This window comes from Shewanella zhuhaiensis (assembly GCF_022484835.1).
Lineage (GTDB): Bacteria > Pseudomonadota > Gammaproteobacteria > Enterobacterales > Shewanellaceae > Shewanella > Shewanella khirikhana.
In genome coordinates this window covers 65,085-81,304 of record NZ_JAKUDL010000002.1, presented here as the reverse complement: position 1 = coordinate 81,304, position 16,220 = coordinate 65,085, and the positions used below count along the sequence as shown (strand labels likewise).

Here is a 16,220-nt window from a genome sequence, read left to right as displayed (position 1 = left end):
TTCAATGGCCGACTTAGACGGGCATACTCATGATTTCTTTGTAGGCTTCCACCAGCTTGTTGCGCACCTGCACCGTGGCTTCGAAAGCCACACTGGCTTTTTCGCGGGCAATCACTGTGTCGGAAAGGGTAACGCGGGTGTCGCCCATTTCCAGGCGGGTGGCAAGGCCTGAGGAGGTTTGCTGCAGTTCATTGACCTGGCCCACAGCCTGGGCCAATAAGCTGGCGAAATCGGCGCCGCTGGTGTTACCCACCTGACGAAGGGGTTGCAGCTCCTGGCCACCGAGGGGGCTGATTTCGCTGCGCAGTGCCTGCATTTCCTGCATAAATGAAGTTGGACCTATTTGCATATCCTGCTCCCTTCGCCATGAATTTGACGGGATTAATCTCTGTAACAGGTGTAAAGCAAAAGGCTTGCCAAAAAACAAAAAAAGCAGGCCAAGCCTGCTTTTTTGCTGATTTTACCGCCTAAGCCGGCAGCTGAATGCCCATTTCCCGCATTCTGGCCATCTTGTATCTCAGGGTGCGGGCACTTATGCCAAGCTTTTCGGCAACCAGCTTGCGGCTGCCACGGCACTGACTGAGGGTTTCAAGAATAATCACGTGCTCCTGCGCCTTAAGCTCATCGCCAAGGCCCTCTGGCTCAGCGCGAGCCACAGGTTCTTCCTGGGCAATCTGGGTCACATCCATGGCGTCAATAATGATGTCCTGGGCCGAAATCAGCTCGCCGGCAGACAAGATCAGTGCCCGCTGCACCACGTTATCGAGTTCACGCACATTGCCCGGCCAGCGGTGCGCCAGCAGGCGCCGACAGGCCGACTCATCCAGCTCAGGCACTGAGGTACCGAGCTTTTCCGCATGGCGGCCAAGCAAGTGGCGCGCCAGTGGCAGAATATCTTTGGGGCGTTGATTCAGCGCAGGCCAGGCCAGCGGAAATACGTTGATGCGATAGTACAGGTCTTCGCGGAAATCACCGCGCTCGGCCATGGCCTTAAGTTCACGGTTAGACGTAGCCAATACCCGCACGTCCAGCTTGATGGTCTTGCGGCCACCGAGACGCTCGACTTCACGCTCTTGCAGCACCCGCAGCAATTTAGCCTGCAGACCCAGATCCATTTCTGAAATCTCATCCAGCAGCAAAGTGCCACCCTGGGCCTGCTCAAACTTACCCGGACAGGCCTGATAGGCGCCGGTAAAGGCGCCCTTTTCATAGCCAAACAGGGTGGCTTCGAGCATGTTCTCTGGAATGGCGGCACAGTTAATTGCCACAAAAGGCCCATCGGCCCGTAGACTGTGGTTGTGGATATAGCGTGCCAGCACCTCTTTACCCGAACCGGATGGCCCGAGGATCATCACAGAGGCATCGGATTTAGCCACGCGGCCAGCCAGCGCCAGCAGCGCCAGGCTTTTCTCGTCCGCCACCACAGGATCGCCCTTGTCGGCGTTTTGTGGCAGGTAACGGGTCACCTGATTGAGCAGCACTTCCGGGGCGAAGGGCTTGGCAAGGTAGTCCACGGCGCCCAGTTTAATGGCACTGACGGCGCTGTCGATGGTGGCGAACGCCGTCATCAACAATACCGGAATTTTGGGATGATGTTGTTTGAGGTAAGCCAGCAGGCCCATGCCGCCGATACCTTCCATCTGCACGTCGCTTATCACCATATCAAAGCGCTGATCTTTGAGTGCAATAATCGCCTCTTCTGCACTGGCGGCCGCCTGGCAGTCGAACTGCGACAACATCAGGGTGTCGAGCAGTGCCTCACGCAACGAGGCATCGTCCTCAACCAGCAACAGTTTGCCTTCAGCCATGGCGAACCTCCTCGGCATGGGTAATCAGTGGAAATTTAAGCATGACACTGCAGCCACGATTAGCCGCGCACTGCATTTTGAGCTCGCCGCCGTGGTTGCGTACCACGGTTTGCACCACGGCCAGTCCAAGGCCTGTGCCCTGGCTTTTGGTGGTAAAAAACGGCTCCATCACCTGGGACTCGGTACCGGACTCCAGCCCCTTGCCATCGTCCACCACCGCCAGCATCAAGGCGTTATCGCGCACGCTGCCGTGGAGCAAAATGTGTTTGGCTCCGGCCTCGAGGCTATTCATCACCAGATTATTGATGGCAGAGCTGAGCGCGCTCTGGCTTGCGGCCATCAAGACACCGCCGGTTTCATCCTGCAATTTCACTGCGCAGCCGCGGGACTCGGCAATGGGTGAACAGCTGGCCACCACAGGCGCAAGAATATCCTCAAGCACCATAGGCTCCATAGGTGCTTCCACCTTACCGCGTGCCATCAGCAGCATGTCATTGACCTGGCGCTCGAGCTCATTCAATCGGTCCACCAGCTTTTGCTGGAACTTGCTCCGGGCCTCATTGTTCAGGCGCGGACTGCCAAGATTGGCGGCGTAAAGCAGCGCGGCAGAGAGCGGCGTACGAATTTGATGTGCCAGAGTCGCCACCATCTTGCCAAGCGCCGACAATCGCTGCATGTGCGCCAGATTGCGCTGCAGCAGCCGGGTTTCGGTCAAATCGGTCAGCACAATCAGCTGACCGCGCTCCAGCGGCGTAATCGCGAGCTTCACCCGGCGACCATTTTTAAGGGACACTTCGTGGCCATCGTCATCCTGAGGTGAGAAGGCGCGGCTTATCACATTGATCCAGCGCTCGCCTTCCAGCGGCCGCTCCAGTAAGGAGGCCGCCACCGGATTAGCCAGGGTGACTATGCCTTCTTCATTGAGAATGACCACGCCGGATGGCATGGCTTCGAGGATATGAGCCATTTGCTCAGACGACGCCGATACGCCGGCGTTCACCTGTTTCAGGCGAGCCTGCGGCGGAAATTCGGCAATCTTGGCTAAAGCTTTGGCTGACATACGCACCCCGTCAAAAAGTCGTTGTTAACGGGGTGGATGCAGATAGTGTGCCAGAGTGGCACCAAGGGAAAGGGGCGTAAATCCTTTTACTTAAAGTGTGAGATTAATCCTTACTCATTCCATACTTACGCATTTTTTCCACAAGCGTGGTTCTGCGTATTCCCAACATTTCAGCCGCCCTGGCCACAACGTTGTCTTGCTGCTCCAGTGCTTGACGGATCATATCGATTTCAAGCTCTGCCAACAGATCCTTCAGGTTTACCCCCTCCGGAGGTAACTCACTGGGGAAACGGGTCTCGGGGATTTCAACCGGCTCGTCGTCGTTGAAAATCGACGCCAGTGCATCCCGCTCCAACATTTCCTCACTGACTTCAACACAGTATTCAGGCACATCAATATGACGATATTTAACCGGCAAGTCGTTAACGTCAACCAGGCCGCCCGGATACAGGATTGTCAGCCGCTCAACCAGATTCGACAGTTCCCGTACGTTACCGGACCAGTCGTGTTCTTTAAGCGATTCAATGGCACGCTGAGTAAAGCGCACCTTGCCACGGCCTTCGTTGAAGACCCGGCTTACCAGCTCCTGCAGCAGCAGTGGAATATCTTCTTTACGCTCGCACAGCGCCGGCATTTCGATAGGGAATACGTTAAGGCGATAGAAGAGGTCTTCACGGAACTCGTTTTCTTCAATCATCTTTTCAAGATTTCTGTGGGTAGCTGCCACCACACGCACATTGGACTGGATGGGCTTGCTGCCCCCTACCCGCTCGAAAACCCGCTCCTGCAGCACCCGCAGCAGTTTTACCTGCATGGCAAGCGGCATGTCGCCAATTTCATCGAGGAACAGGGTGCCACCTTCGGCGAGCTCAAACCGGCCTTTACGGGCACTGATGGCGCCGGTAAAGGAGCCTTTTTCGTGACCAAAGAGTTCACTTTCAAGCAGTTCGGGTGGAATAGCGCCGCAGTTAACCGGAATAAAGGGGCCATCACGGCGCTCAGACAGGTAGTGAATATTGCGGGCCACCACCTCTTTACCGGTACCGGACTGCCCCAGCACCAGCACAGTGGCGTCAGAAGGCGCAACCTGGTTAATCAGGTGACGTACATTGACGATGCCATCGCTGCGCCCTACCAGGCTTCTGAACAGCTTGGTTTGGTTACCGCTGGTAGGTACGTCCGGGCGCTTCATCTGGCCAAACACCTGACAGAAATGCAAAAGCTCGGTCAGCTGTGGATAGTTGAAGGGCTCCTCTATGGTACCAATCAGGTTACCGGAGACGGTATCGATATCGCCAAGCAGCAGGATCGGCTGCCACGGCAGCTGGGCAGCCAAGGCTTTGACTTTTTCCAGGGGAAATTCGTTAAGGTCGGCAATCAGAGCCCGAAAGCGGGTCTCTTTAACCTGATCTTCCACGCCGGAAGCGACTTGGAACACCAGCTGTTCGCCTAAAAATTCAAGAATGCAGGAAAGACGGGTCAAACGCTCTGTCTGGGTTCCTACAAGCAAGATTCTCTGGTCTGTCTGCATCATTCAGTTGGCCGTAACGCTCGAATATCTAATGAATCGCATTAATTATTTGTGTTAGTTGCTCACAGGGCGTCAATGCTGTTACTCCGGGGAAAAACTGCCGGTCATTCACACCATGTCGAATATTGTATTATCGGCAATCGAGAAGCAAGTCTCTGCTTTACAATAAACTCTTTTGGTTCTGATTCTAGACCAATTTTCCCTCTGTTCCGACCCTTTTGGTCAATTCTCTGGCTAGAGTCAAAAAAGGCGCACCGGGTGCGCCTCTTTTTATGCGTATTTTTTGCTCAAAAATCAAACAGCTTCGCTGTGTGACGTCAGATGGTGTTGGTCAGCGGGAATAGCATCCCAACCCTCTTTGATGGTCCGCAACACCGCCATCACATCGTCAATGGCCTGAGGGTCATTGTTGAGGTTGGCCTCGCTTATTCTGCGCAGCATAAAATCGTAAAGCTCGTTCAGATTGCGGGCGATTTCCCCACCGGCTTCCATATTCAGGCTGTTGGACAACCCGGTAATGATGCCGATGGCCTTATTGATAAACACACCCTTGCTTTCCAAATCGTTTTGCTCGATGGCATAACGGCTTTGTGCCAGACGCTCCAGCGCACCGGCAAACATCATCTGAATGATACGATGGGGGGAAGCAACGGCAATTTCACTTTCCAGCGAAACCTTACGATATGATTGCAGTGACCCTCTCATATGTACCTACCTATTTGCATCGATTGTTCTGTAAACATTGAGTTGACGTTTACTTTTACTGCTGGCATGCAAAATTTGCTGCCGATGATCCTTCAGTGCCCTGGCCTGCGTCATAAAACGCTGGCTAAGCATTAACTGTGCTTCCAGAAAGGCTTTGTCGGCCCCACCATCGGCATCGGTCAGGTTCTGCAATAAAAATTGACGCTTGACGATGGTCTCTTGCAATTGTGATACCAAGTCGTCACAACGCTCATCTTCTGCCGTGATGTTTTCCAATGCCGCAAACAGTGTCTGAAGCTGCGAGTTAATCTCTCGGATTGCCTGTGTCATGCCTCGTCCTTAAGTTTAGCTCTTAATTACGCCAGGGAGCGAATTCAACCGGTCAATCAGGCCATTGGTTTGTTGGTTGAGGCTGGCGACCACAAGGTCCATATTATTGAATTGCTTAAACAGCCTGGCTTCCAGAGACGCCATTTTACGGCTGAATGCCTCACGTTGATCGTCAAGGCGCTGCTTTTCACTGTTATAGGTGTCGTTGCGGGTGCTGATGACGCCGCCAGCCTTGGTATAGGTGTTGGCAAGATCAGACAGGCGATTGGCAAGGCCGGTATCTTCGGTGGAAAACAGCCCTTCCAGAGACGCCATATCTTCAGAAATGGCTTTGTCCAGTTTGGTGCTGTCGATTTCCAGCTTGCCATATTTGTCGGTTTTGATGCCCATGTCATACAGGGCCACGGTTTTACCGCCCACATCAACCCGTTCGCTGATCATCTTGCGAAGCTGCGATTCAAGTGAGCGGATCATCGAGTCGCCCTGCAGCGCCGCTGCCTTTTTCTTGTCGGCATCGTACGATGAGAGCTTGTTAATGGAGTCAAGCAGCGCATTGTAGGCATCGACAAAGCCGGTAATATTCTCTTTTACCGCTTCATCGTCCTGACTGATTGTCAGGGTTCCAACCTCACCCACATCGGCTTTGGTCAGCTCCAGGGTAACACCGGTAATGGCGCCTTTAACTTCGTTACTGGCAGAGGTGATTTTCTGGTTATCAACGTAGAGAATGGCGTCCTGAGCCGGCTGCAGCTCAGACAGGCTGGCACCATTGAACATGTCGTTCAGCCCTGTGCCTGTGGTGTCGGTTGCGGTGACGCTGATTTGGTTGGCCGTACCGGTTTCTTCAGAGGAAAACACCAGACGGCTGCCAGCATCGCTGGTGATAACAGTCGCGACTACACCTTTGTTGTCGCTGGCATCATTGATTTTTTTGGCAATGGCATTGAGGTCGTCGGCAGCGTCAACATCGACACCAAAGCTCTCACCATTGATGGTAAAATCGAGTCTACCTTCACCAACTGTATCGGTGGCAGCGGCGGTGTTGGTACCTGCCACTTTATGGGCATAGGCAAGCTGCTCTACCTTGATGGCGTAGGTGCCATTTTGGGCAAACTTGTCGGCGGTGGCTTTAAAATACTGGCTGTCGCCGGTATTGACCTTTCGAATACTGAGCTCACTGCCCTTTTGCAGTTTTTTCAGGGCATCCTGAAACTTGGCCAGTTCGCTCTTTAAGGTGCCTATGGCAGAAACCTTGGCATTGATGGTGTCTTCTGTCCGATTGAACAGCGCCTCTTTCGGGGTCTTCTCTGCGTTAACAATGGCCGAAACCATGTCGTTAATCGGCAGATTGGAACCAATACCTGTTGCAGTTAATGCCATAACAACCTCTATTTACATCGCTCTCAAGCCTCGGTTTTCATCAAAAGGCCAGTGACCTCTGTGAGTTTCTGGGCAAGCTTGAGTGCTTCTTCACTGGGGATCTGTCTGATGACATCTCCCGAATCTACGTCCAACACACTGACCACAGGTTCGCCGGACTTATCGTCAACGCGAAACGCCAGGCCCTTACGCATAAAGGACATCATACTCGACATATCGTCGGCCAGAGAATTGAGCTCTTCCTGCTTCGCTTTTCGCTCTTCTTCCTGAGCCTTAGCGTTAGCTTTCTGAGCGCCGTCTACCGGCTGTGCCAAATCCTGTCGCTTAAGCTCCGCATCCTTTGGAGCCAAAGGTTTGACAGAAGTTGCGGCAAGCTCAGCTCTTTGCTGTTGCTGCTGTGGCGACTGTGCGCCAGCTAATGCAATATCCATACCTCACCTCTCACCAATCGCTCTTCCAGCTGTCATACAGTATGACATCTTGGCAAGCGCCTCAGATACGGCAAAGGGAGATCCGTCTCCGAACCTCCCCCGCCTCCTCGTCAAGTGCCTGTTATTACAGCAGAGACAGGGCAATCTGAGGCAGTTGGTTAGCCTGGGCCAGCATGGCAGAACCTGTCTGCTGCAGTACCTGGCTCTTGGTCATGGCTGAGGTTTCTTTGGCGAAGTCCACATCCACGATACGGCTCTTGGCGTCGGCAACGTTGGCCTGGGTGTTGGCACTGTTGCTGATGTTGTGCGCCAGACGGTTCTGGATAGCACCGAGGGAAGCGCGCTGGGTATCGATGTTCTTGATAGCCGCGTCAATCTTGCCCAGGGCTGAGTTACGACCGGCAGAGGTCAGAACAGTCAGCGAATTCACAGACAAAGTGGTGGCATCGTTCTTCTTCACAGTGATGGTCACATCTTCGCCATCCTGGTGACCTACCTGGAACTTCTTACCGGCAGAGAAAGTACCGGTCATCAGCTTGGTGTTACCGAAGGCTGTGGTGTTACCGATAGCGGTAATTTCGGTCGCCAGCTGGTCCATCTCGTCTTTCAGAGCCTGCAAGTCAGCTGAGCTGTTGGCACCGTTTTCAGATTGGATAGCCAGGTCACGCATACGCTGCAGCATGTTGGTTTGCTCCTGCATCGCACCTTCAGAAATCTGGGCGATGGAGATAGCATCGTTAGCGTTACGCATACCCACTTCCAAACCACGTACCTGGCTGTTCAGGCGGTTGGAGATGGCGAGACCTGCCGCGTCGTCTTTGGCACTGTTGATCCGCAGACCTGAGGACAGACGCTCCATGGAGGTTGCCAGATCACGGTTAGACAAAGTCAGGTTCTTTTGTGCCTTCATTGAAGTGACGTTGGTGTTTACTGTAATGGCCATGATCGATTCCTCTTGGTTACCTGGCTCAGGACTAGCCTGTCTTGTTCAGCCAGGCGGTCATACTCGTTACAGTATATTTAGCGGCAGCGTCTTTTTATCCTTTAGGGCTTTTTTGAAAAATTCTGCAGATTTTTTATTTTTCTTTTTTAGTCAACATTTTGCTGTCGAAAAAAACAGCGCGACTAGCCTGACCTGCGGCAATTTTTTGCCGCCTGGCAGGCATCGTCGCATTCTGATGCCTGTCGTTATTAACCCAGCAGAGACAGGGCAACCTGCGGCAACTGGTTTGCCTGAGCCAACATGGCCGAACCGGTTTGTTGCAGTACCTGGTTCTTGGTCATGGCTGAGGTTTCTTTAGCGAAGTCCACGTCCACGATACGGCTCTTTGCATCGGCAACGTTGGCCTGGGTGTTGGCACTGTTGCTGATGTTGTGGGCCAGACGGTTTTGTACCGCACCGAGGGCTGCGCGCTGGGTATCGATGGTCTTGATGGCAGTATCGATACGAGCCAGAGACGAGTCGCGGCCAGCTGAGGTCATCACGGTAATGGAGTTCACAGACAAAGAGGCTGAGTTGTTCTCTTTTACAGTGATAGTCACGTCTTCGCCTTCCTGGTGACCTACCTGGAATTTCTTACCTGCAGAGAAGTCACCTGTCATCAGCTTGGTGTTACCGAAAGCGGTAGAGTTACCAATAGCGGTGATTTCAGAAATCAGCTGGTTGATTTCATCCTGCAGTGCCTGCAGGTCGTCGGTGCTGTTGGCGCCGTTTTCTGCCTGGATAGACAGGTCACGCATACGCTGCAGCATGTTGGTCTGTTCCTGCATCGCACCTTCAGCAATCTGGGCGATGGAGATACCGTCGTTGGCATTACGCATGCCCACTTCCAGACCACGCACCTGGCTGTTCAGGCGGTTAGAAATCGCCAGACCGGCAGCATCGTCTTTGGCGCTGTTGATGCGCAGACCGGATGACAGACGCTCCATAGAAGTCGCCAACTGACCACTGGACATGTTCAGGTTCTTCTGGGCCTTCATGGAGGTCACATTGGTATTAACAGTAATAGCCATGTTGAGTTCCTCTTCCTAGTGTTACCGCCAAGGCTTGGAGCTTGGCTAATTTAGTTAACAAAGTTGCTTCCAGTGAGTGGCAGTGCATCTGTTACAGATAGTCAAACAGCGACACAGAACCCACTCTGCTAAACACGTTCGATACGGCATTCAGGGCAAGCTGTTGCTTCTCAAACTCCGTAATCGCGGACGCGTAATCCAGATCTTCCAGCAGTGACAGCGCCGAGGTATTGACGACCTGCTCTTCGGCGTGTCGTCCGGCGTAACTCTCAAGGCTCTTGAGACTGTTGCCTGCCACGCTTCTGGCGGTGCTGAGCTGATTCAATCCGCTATCAGTGTTATTCAAAAGTTGTGCCAACTCGGCTATACCCGCAGGAGAATTAACGCGTGTATCGTCCTCAATCAGGGCGATAGCCTTGTTAATAGTCTCGAAAATATTGACTTCGGCCTGTGGCGCCATGCTGAAGCTGTCGCCGGCAGCGGGCGTGCCCTCGAGCTTCACCTCAATGCCGTTGAAACTCACGGGATTGCTGGCGTCGAAGTTATTGACGGTGGTCACCAGCGTACTGGCGCTGTCGCGCACTTCCAGGTTCACGCCGCCAGCACCATTATCAATAAAATTAAAGGTATAGGTGTCTTCCACATGGGTGGCAGGATTGGCAATGGCCGCACTCTGCACCTTGAACTCCCCCACCTGGGTCGACAAATAATTGACGGCATAATCACCAAGCCCATTTGGCACCTTCATAAAGGCCATATCGCCCGGAATATTGGTGCCCATGGAGATGCCGCGGGAAATCATGGCATCACGTACGCCGGAATCGCCGCTGTAGACCATATTGCCGGCGTTATCGAAGGCAAAAGGTGGGGTGTCGGTTTTGTAACCGGCAAACATGTAATTGCCGGATTCATCGCGGGTATTGGCAATGTTCAGCAGTTCTTCGAGGCTGCCGCGCATTTCATCGGCAATCATTTGCCGCTCTGTTGGCGAAAGTCCGCCGTTAACGCCACGCAGGATCTGTTCACGCAGCCCCATGACCAACTCCTCGGCGCTGCCGAGTTTGCTCTCGGTAATGCCCAGGTGGTTTTTGGCGTAATCGATATTCTTTAAAAACTGATCCACCAGCGCCTGCTGCTGGTTAAGGTTGTCAATCCCCAGCGCCGCCACAGGATCGTCGCCAGAGGTATTCACCTTCTTGCCGCTGGACAGCTGTTCCAGCAGTTTCGCGGTATCAGTCTGCTTTTGCAGAATGTTGTTGGTGTTCTGGGTGAACATTTGCGAGGTAGAAATACGCATCACTCAATCCTCTTAACGCACCGAGGCGAACAGGGTGTCAAAGATTTGTTGGGCGGTGGTCATGATCCGGGCCGATGCCTGATACGACTGTTGAAAACGCAGCAGGTTGGCGGCTTCTTCATCCAGGTTCACCCCGGACACTTCCTGCACCCGGCTGTAAGCCTGCTGATAAATCGCCTCAGCAGAGCCAACCCTGACTTCGGCGGCCTTGGTGCGCGAGCCTATGTCCTGCTTGGTGTTTTCAAACACGTCAATCAGGGTCGACTTTCCGCCGTTCATCAACTTGTCGTCGGCCATTTCAGCCATGGCCAGAGCGTTGTTGTTGTCACCTTCGGCGTAGCTTAAATCGAAGGTAAAGCTGTCGGTGGCGGCGCCGCTTGAGGTCACCTCAAAGGTAAAACCGTAGGCACTGATTGAAGGCGGCGTGTAAGCCACCCCGGTGGCAATCACAGCGCCGCTGGCGTCGGTCACATCATAGGTATTGGCACCTGTGTTGATGCTGAAGGTCAGCTCACTGCCGGTGACCGGGAAATTGGCCGCGGCGCGGTTATCGATGCTGGTAACTTTGACCGAGGTATTGCCAGAGTTGGCCGCATCGGCGCTCACCTTGGGTGCGGCGGCGGCAATGCCTTTCGGGTCGGTCATTACGACAGACATCTGCGCTGCAGCGCCGGAGGTGGGTCTTATCTGGAAACGATCGCCGTCAGCCAACGCACCGGCGTCAATATTGATGGAGAAGCCATCGCCGCCGGTCAGGGTGGTGCCGCTCAAAGTCAGTGGCGTCACCACTCCCGTAATAGTGTCGGTCAGCTCATAGGTGCCGGGGGCTGTGTATTTAAGCTCATAGGCACTGCCAGACAGTGCACCAACATCATCCACGTTGACGCTCAGCGCCGCCGTCCCTGTGTTGGTGGAGTAAGACCCTACCCGGCTCTGGGCAATCAGAGGGTCGTTGATATCCAAAAACAGGTCGCCGCCAATCTCGCCGTTCATATCAAAACCGGCTTTTTGCGCCTCATTGAAGGCATTGGTGATCCCAAGCGCCAGTTGTCCCAGCTCATTTTCAGCCGGGATCAGGGTTTTATCGCGAAACTCAAACAGTGCCGACAGCTGGCCGCCCAGCTTGGATGGGTCCACCACCAGCGTAGAGGATCCTGAAGTGGCAGTGAGCCTCAGCTCATCGGAGTATGGGTCGCCCTTGGCCGTTCCCATACTCATGGCCACTTCGGATGACACCAGCATCACGGCGCCGCCAAGCATAATGCTCTTGGCACCGTTTTCCAGCGGGATCACATTCACCTGGGCGTACTGGCTCAGCTCCATGATCAGCGCATCCTGCTTGTCCAGCAGTTGCATGTCCTCGCCCATGGTTTTCATCAGCTCGCGGTTGATATTGGCAAGCTCGGTACTGATTTCATTGATACGGGTTGTGATGGCGTCAATTTGCTCGTGGGTCTGTTTCATTTGCCCTTCGAGCTGACGCTGCATCTCATTGATAGCGCTGGCCATTTGCGATGCAGAGCTTAATACCCCACCGCGGATCCCCAAATCGCCGGGCAAGTCCGCCAGGCTGTTGATGTTGGAGAAAAGGTCGTTCAGCGACTGAGGCACGGCTTTGCCAATCTGTGAGAACAGCTGGTCCAGTTCACTCATCTTGGTGTGGGTGACTTCGGCAGCGCCCTTGGCGGTCTGACCGATGCGCAGCTCGCGGGCAGCGTACTCGTTGTACACCCGCTTTACGCTCGAGACATAGGTACCCGTGCCATAAAAGCTGTTGCCGGAGCGCTGGGATAAGTGAGTTGCCTGGGTCGCGACCTGACGGTTGTAGCCCTCGGTATTCACGTTGGCAATGTTGTTACTGGTAACCCCAAGCTGGGCCTGAGATGCCAGCACCCCGGTTCGGGCGATATTTAATAAATCAATGCTCATGGTTATCTGCGCCTCTCAGGGTTAGTTGCCAAGGGCCATGGCTTTGAGTTCAGAACTCACCGCCTGCATCACCCTCATCACCTTATCGGCATATTGGGGGTCGGTGGCGTAGCCCGCATTCTGCAGACCCTGCACAAAGGCGGCGGGTCTGGCGGCCTGACTCAGGGCCTCGCTGTAGCGCTCGGTGCGCTTAAGAAACTCAACAAAGTCGCCGAAACTTTGCTCCAGGGTGTCGTAAACCCGGAAGTCGGCACGCTGTTTCACGGCCACGCCCTGCTCAAATTCGAGGGTGTTCACCGCAGCTTTCTCACCTTGCCAACGCTTGTCGGCCTTGATGTTGAACAGGTTATTGCCGCTGCTGCCATCGGGGCGGCGAATAAGCTTCTGGCCCCAACCTGTTTCCAGTGCCGACTGGGCAATCAGCACTTCCGGCTGAGTACCCAAGCGCTTGGCAGCGGCTTCGGCCAGAGGCATCAGGGTACGGATAAACTCTTTACGGTCGTTGAAGCGAACATTGTCACGCTCTCTGGCAAGCTGCTCAGAGGCAGTGGCGCGGCCGGCAACCAAATCATCGAAAGCAGCCACTGCCGCATTGTTCAGCTGTGGTGCCTCGTGGAACCCCACCAGGGCGGCATCGAGGGGCATTGCGGAGGCAAGCGCTTGCCGCCCAGCATCCTTTTCAATTGCCGCCCGGGCCTTGGTCAAATCATGTGTATCGCCTGCATTTTCAGCGGTTTCACGGCGCAGCATCATGGGGGCGTCCCCCATGGCAAAGCGTTTGTCACCGCCCAGTATCGAGGCTGGCGTAATGGGGCTGTCCTTGGGAGACAGCTGCTGCACCATCAGATCGGCCAGTCCCAATATGCCCTTTTGTGACATATCGACCGCCATCTGCTGATCGCGCATTTCCTCGTAAAACTTGGTGTACTGGCTGTTGAAGGGGCTATCGGACTGGAATACCGCATTGGCATCGCGCATGCTTTTCATCAGCATCTGCACGAAGATGCCCTCGAATTGCTTGGCGACTTCTTTCAGTGCCGCCTTGTCATCGGCCTTGGCCTGGGCACGTAATTTGTCCAGGCCACCGATGTCGAGGAAATGGGATGCGTTTGACAGCTTTTCCATGGTGGTTTGCCAATTTTCCGACAAAAATCAGATAACGATAAGCTCACCATGCAAGGCGCCTGCCATCTTTAGCGCCTCAAGGATGGCCAGTACGTCCGAAGGGGCCGCACCCACCATATTGACCGCCCGAACCAACTCATCCAGGCTGGTGCCGGGGTTAAAGAGGAACATCCGGCGGTTGTCCTGCGCCACATCGATAGTGCTCTGATCGGTCACCACGGTATCGCCGCCAGCCAGCGCATTGGGCTGAGAAACCTGTTGATTCTCGGCGATGGTGACGGTCAGGCCACCGTGAGTCACCGCGGCCGGCAGCAACTTGACGTTCTGCCCCACCACAATAGTGCCGGTGCGGGAGTTAACGATTATCTTGGCCGACTCATCCGCAGGCTCCACTTCAATATTTTCCAGGGTTGCCAGAAAGGAAACCCGCTGCGAGGCATCCCGCGGGGCATACACCTGAATAGACGCCGCATCCAGGGCACGTGCCATGTCCGGACCAAGTAAATCATTGATGGCATCGGCCATGCGCTTGGCGGTGGAAAAGTCCGCACGGTGCAGGTTGAATGTCAGAAAATCGCCGTTGGCAAAGGCCGATGGCACAGCACGTTCAACCAGGGCACCGTTGGGAATACGGCCCACTGTGGGTGTGTTCTGGATAACCTTGGAGCCGTCCAGCCCCTCGGCGCTGAAGCCACTTACGACCATGCTGCCCTGAGCAATCGCATAAATATTGCCATCCACCCCTTTGAGGAAGGTTTGCAGCAGGGTACCGCCACGCAGGCTCTTAGCTTCACCTATGCTGGAGACAGTCACATCCAGGGTCTGGCCAGGCTTGATAAAGGGGGGCATGTCGGCATGCACCGCCACTACCGCTACGTTCTTGATTTTGGGTTTAACGTTGGATGGCAGGTTGATGCCGAAATTTTTCAGCATGGTGGTAAAGGTTTGCTCGGTATAGCTTGCTTTTTCACCGGTGCCCGGCAGACCCACCACCAGACCATAACCAATCAGCTGGTTGCTGCGCACACCCTGCACTGCAGCTATGTCTTTAATACGTTCGGCCTTGGCCGGAACCACCATGGCCATCAGGGCCACCGCCAACAGAAGTCTAATCTTCATGATACTGCTCCTTAGAAGGGCCACCAGTCGCTCAGGAAGAACTGACTGAGCCATCCGACGTTCTGGGAGTTGGCAAAGGTGCCGGTGCCGCTGTACTGGATACGCGCGTTGGCCACCCGGGTCGATTGAATGGTGTTGTCAGGGGTAATGTCCTGGGCACGGATAACCCCGGTGACGCGGATAAACTCATCGCCATTGTTGATGCTTATCCATTTTTCACCGCGAATAACCAGATTGCCGTTGGCCAGCACCTGCATCACATGGGCCGAGATATTGCCCCTGAGGCTGTTGCTCTGATCGGCATCGGCCTCACGTTTGGTGTTCATACTGTCCTTGTAGCCAAGGTCTATCGGGCTGCCCTTGATGGTTATCGGGCCGCCCATGGCGGTGATGGGGTCGAGGGTTAAATCCGAGCCCTTTTTAATCTCGTTGTTGGCACTTTTACTTGCCTGGGTCGATTCGGTCAGCACCACAGTGATGATGTCACCCACCCGGTGGGCACGAATGTCCGTGTAGAGGCTTGCCGCCTGAGAGTCCATGAAGATGGAACCCGTTGGCTCCAGAGCCACCGGCGCCTCTTCGGGATAGACAGGTGCGAAATAGGGGTCGTCGGGGATGGGCTTTTTGTCGGTGCTGGCACAACCGGCCAGTACCAACGCAGCGCCAAGCAGCAAGGTCCTAAACATGGCCAAGACTCCTTACAGATTCTGGTTCACGTAAGCCAGCATCTGATCCACTGCAGAGATAACCTTGGAGTTCATCTCGTAGATGCGTTGACTTTCGATAAGATTGACCAGTTCCTCGGTCACGTTCACGTTGGAGGTTTCAAGCGCCCCCTGACGAATGGCACCCAGGCCATCCAGCGAAGCAGTACCCTGAATGGGGGTGCCGCTGGCACCGGTTTCCAGATACAGGTTCTGCCCGATGGGGTCGAGGCCGGACGGATTGATAAAGTCTGAAATAGTCAGCTGGCCAACCACCTGATTTTCGGCGGCGCCGGGGGTTTTCACCGACACTTCACCCTCTGCCGATACGGTAATACTGGTGGCGTTGTCCGGAATGGTGATGGCAGGTTGCAGCACATAGCCTGAGCCTGGGGTCACAATCTGGCCGGTGTCATCCAACGAGAACTGACCGTTACGGGTGTAGGCGGTGGTGCCATCGGGCAGCTGCACTTCGAAAAAGCCCGGACCTTCAATCATCAGATCCAGTGCATTGTCGGTAGTGAGCATGTTGCCCTGGGTAAACATTTTCTGGGTGGCCACCACCTTGGTACCGGCGCCAATGTTCAGACCATTGGGCAGCTTGGTGTTGGAGGCGCTGATACCACCGGCCTGATTCACTGTTTGGTAAAGCAAATCTTCGAACACGGCGCGGCTTTTTTTGTAGCCGACGGTACTGGCGTTGGCGACGTTGTTGGATATCACGGCGATATCCGTTTGCTGTGCATCTAAGCCAGTTTTACTGATCCATAATGCGGGATGCATAATCC

At 54.5% G+C, this 16,220-nt stretch carries 16 protein-coding genes; all 16 read right to left on the bottom strand.

The window, feature by feature from the left end; genetic code table 11:
• Window positions 1–13: 13 nt before the first annotated feature.
• The 16 genes from fliE to flgG all read right to left on the bottom strand — a co-directional run bounded on the left by fliE (window position 14) and on the right by flgG (window position 16,215).
• Window positions 14–349 (bottom strand): flagellar hook-basal body complex protein FliE, encoded by a 336-nt coding sequence (gene fliE, locus MJ923_RS05920; RefSeq protein ID WP_126167455.1) that lies wholly within the window; start codon window positions 347–349, stop codon window positions 14–16.
• A gap of 118 nt (window positions 350–467) precedes the next feature.
• Complete coding sequence (locus MJ923_RS05915; RefSeq protein ID WP_240590311.1) at window positions 468–1,808, bottom strand: sigma-54-dependent transcriptional regulator; 1,341 nt, start codon at window positions 1,806–1,808, stop codon at window positions 468–470.
• Window positions 1,801–2,868, bottom strand: coding sequence for a sensor histidine kinase (locus MJ923_RS05910; RefSeq protein ID WP_240590310.1), 1,068 nt, complete (start codon window positions 2,866–2,868; stop codon window positions 1,801–1,803). Before MJ923_RS05910 ends, MJ923_RS05915 begins: the two co-directional genes overlap by 8 nt.
• Before the next feature lie 103 nt (window positions 2,869–2,971).
• Entirely contained in the window at window positions 2,972–4,402 is a 1,431-nt protein-coding gene (locus MJ923_RS05905) for a sigma-54 dependent transcriptional regulator (RefSeq protein WP_126167458.1), read from the bottom strand.
• A 291-nt stretch (window positions 4,403–4,693) separates the two neighbouring features.
• The gene (gene fliS, locus MJ923_RS05900; RefSeq protein ID WP_126167459.1) at window positions 4,694–5,104 is read right to left on the bottom strand and encodes a flagellar export chaperone FliS; all 411 of its coding nucleotides are present in this window, start codon (window positions 5,102–5,104) and stop codon (window positions 4,694–4,696) included.
• A gap of 6 nt (window positions 5,105–5,110) precedes the next feature.
• On the bottom strand, window positions 5,111–5,434 hold the full coding sequence (locus tag MJ923_RS05895; protein ID WP_240590309.1) for a hypothetical protein: 324 nt from the start codon (window positions 5,432–5,434) through the stop codon (window positions 5,111–5,113).
• Between the two features lie 15 nt (window positions 5,435–5,449).
• Window positions 5,450–6,814 (bottom strand): flagellar filament capping protein FliD, encoded by a 1,365-nt coding sequence (gene fliD / locus MJ923_RS05890; RefSeq protein ID WP_240590308.1) that lies wholly within the window; start codon window positions 6,812–6,814, stop codon window positions 5,450–5,452.
• Window positions 6,815–6,837: 23 nt separating this feature from the next.
• Complete coding sequence (locus tag MJ923_RS05885; protein WP_240590307.1) at window positions 6,838–7,245, bottom strand: flagellar protein FlaG; 408 nt, start codon at window positions 7,243–7,245, stop codon at window positions 6,838–6,840.
• A 124-nt stretch (window positions 7,246–7,369) separates the two neighbouring features.
• Window positions 7,370–8,188 (bottom strand): flagellin N-terminal helical domain-containing protein, encoded by an 819-nt coding sequence (locus tag MJ923_RS05880; RefSeq protein WP_240590306.1) that lies wholly within the window; start codon window positions 8,186–8,188, stop codon window positions 7,370–7,372.
• A gap of 248 nt (window positions 8,189–8,436) precedes the next feature.
• Window positions 8,437–9,258 (bottom strand): flagellin N-terminal helical domain-containing protein, encoded by an 822-nt coding sequence (locus MJ923_RS05875; RefSeq protein WP_126167464.1) that lies wholly within the window; start codon window positions 9,256–9,258, stop codon window positions 8,437–8,439.
• Window positions 9,259–9,349: 91 nt separating this feature from the next.
• Window positions 9,350–10,555: a flagellar hook-associated protein FlgL gene (gene flgL / locus MJ923_RS05870; RefSeq protein ID WP_240590305.1), complete on the bottom strand. Its 1,206-nt coding sequence runs from the start codon at window positions 10,553–10,555 to the stop codon at window positions 9,350–9,352.
• A gap of 12 nt (window positions 10,556–10,567) precedes the next feature.
• Complete coding sequence (gene flgK / locus MJ923_RS05865) at window positions 10,568–12,484, bottom strand: flagellar hook-associated protein FlgK (protein WP_240590304.1); 1,917 nt, start codon at window positions 12,482–12,484, stop codon at window positions 10,568–10,570.
• Window positions 12,485–12,505: 21 nt separating this feature from the next.
• Window positions 12,506–13,609, bottom strand: a complete 1,104-nt coding sequence (gene flgJ, locus MJ923_RS05860; protein WP_240590303.1) for a flagellar assembly peptidoglycan hydrolase FlgJ — start codon at window positions 13,607–13,609, stop codon at window positions 12,506–12,508.
• A 27-nt stretch (window positions 13,610–13,636) separates the two neighbouring features.
• Entirely contained in the window at window positions 13,637–14,728 is a 1,092-nt protein-coding gene (locus MJ923_RS05855; protein ID WP_240590302.1) for a flagellar basal body P-ring protein FlgI, read from the bottom strand.
• 11 nt (window positions 14,729–14,739) lie between these two features.
• Window positions 14,740–15,414 carry a flagellar basal body L-ring protein FlgH gene (gene flgH / locus MJ923_RS05850; RefSeq protein WP_240590301.1) on the bottom strand — a complete coding sequence of 225 codons (675 nt, stop codon included), beginning with the start codon at window positions 15,412–15,414 and terminating at the stop codon, window positions 14,740–14,742.
• Between the two features lie 12 nt (window positions 15,415–15,426).
• Window positions 15,427–16,215: a flagellar basal-body rod protein FlgG gene (gene flgG / locus MJ923_RS05845; RefSeq protein WP_126167470.1), complete on the bottom strand. Its 789-nt coding sequence runs from the start codon at window positions 16,213–16,215 to the stop codon at window positions 15,427–15,429.
• Between the last annotated feature and the right edge of the window lie 5 nt (window positions 16,216–16,220).

Bases quoted from the DNA above. Each gene is read 5' to 3' on its own strand.
- MJ923_RS05855 (WP_240590302.1), bottom strand. From the start codon at position 14,728: ATGAAGATTAGACTTCTGTTGGCGGTGGCCCTGATGGCCATGGTGGTT.
- MJ923_RS05895 (WP_240590309.1), bottom strand. From the start codon at position 5,434: ATGACACAGGCAATCCGAGAGATTAACTCGCAGCTTCAGACACTGTTT.
- MJ923_RS05880 (WP_240590306.1), bottom strand. From the start codon at position 8,188: ATGGCCATTACAGTAAACACCAACGTCACTTCAATGAAGGCACAAAAG.
- flgL (WP_240590305.1), bottom strand. From the start codon at position 10,555: ATGCGTATTTCTACCTCGCAAATGTTCACCCAGAACACCAACAACATT.
- MJ923_RS05885 (WP_240590307.1), bottom strand. From the start codon at position 7,245: ATGGATATTGCATTAGCTGGCGCACAGTCGCCACAGCAGCAACAGCAA.
- flgG (WP_126167470.1), bottom strand. From the start codon at position 16,215: ATGCATCCCGCATTATGGATCAGTAAAACTGGCTTAGATGCACAGCAA.
- fliS (WP_126167459.1), bottom strand. From the start codon at position 5,104: ATGAGAGGGTCACTGCAATCATATCGTAAGGTTTCGCTGGAAAGTGAA.
- MJ923_RS05875 (WP_126167464.1), bottom strand. From the start codon at position 9,258: ATGGCTATTACTGTTAATACCAATGTGACCTCCATGAAGGCCCAGAAG.
- flgJ (WP_240590303.1), bottom strand. From the start codon at position 13,609: ATGGAAAAGCTGTCAAACGCATCCCATTTCCTCGACATCGGTGGCCTG.
- fliD (WP_240590308.1), bottom strand. From the start codon at position 6,814: ATGGCATTAACTGCAACAGGTATTGGTTCCAATCTGCCGATTAACGAC.
- MJ923_RS05905 (WP_126167458.1), bottom strand. From the start codon at position 4,402: ATGATGCAGACAGACCAGAGAATCTTGCTTGTAGGAACCCAGACAGAG.
- MJ923_RS05910 (WP_240590310.1), bottom strand. From the start codon at position 2,868: ATGTCAGCCAAAGCTTTAGCCAAGATTGCCGAATTTCCGCCGCAGGCT.
- flgH (WP_240590301.1), bottom strand. From the start codon at position 15,414: ATGTTTAGGACCTTGCTGCTTGGCGCTGCGTTGGTACTGGCCGGTTGT.
- fliE (WP_126167455.1), bottom strand. From the start codon at position 349: ATGCAAATAGGTCCAACTTCATTTATGCAGGAAATGCAGGCACTGCGC.
- MJ923_RS05915 (WP_240590311.1), bottom strand. From the start codon at position 1,808: ATGGCTGAAGGCAAACTGTTGCTGGTTGAGGACGATGCCTCGTTGCGT.
- flgK (WP_240590304.1), bottom strand. From the start codon at position 12,484: ATGAGCATTGATTTATTAAATATCGCCCGAACCGGGGTGCTGGCATCT.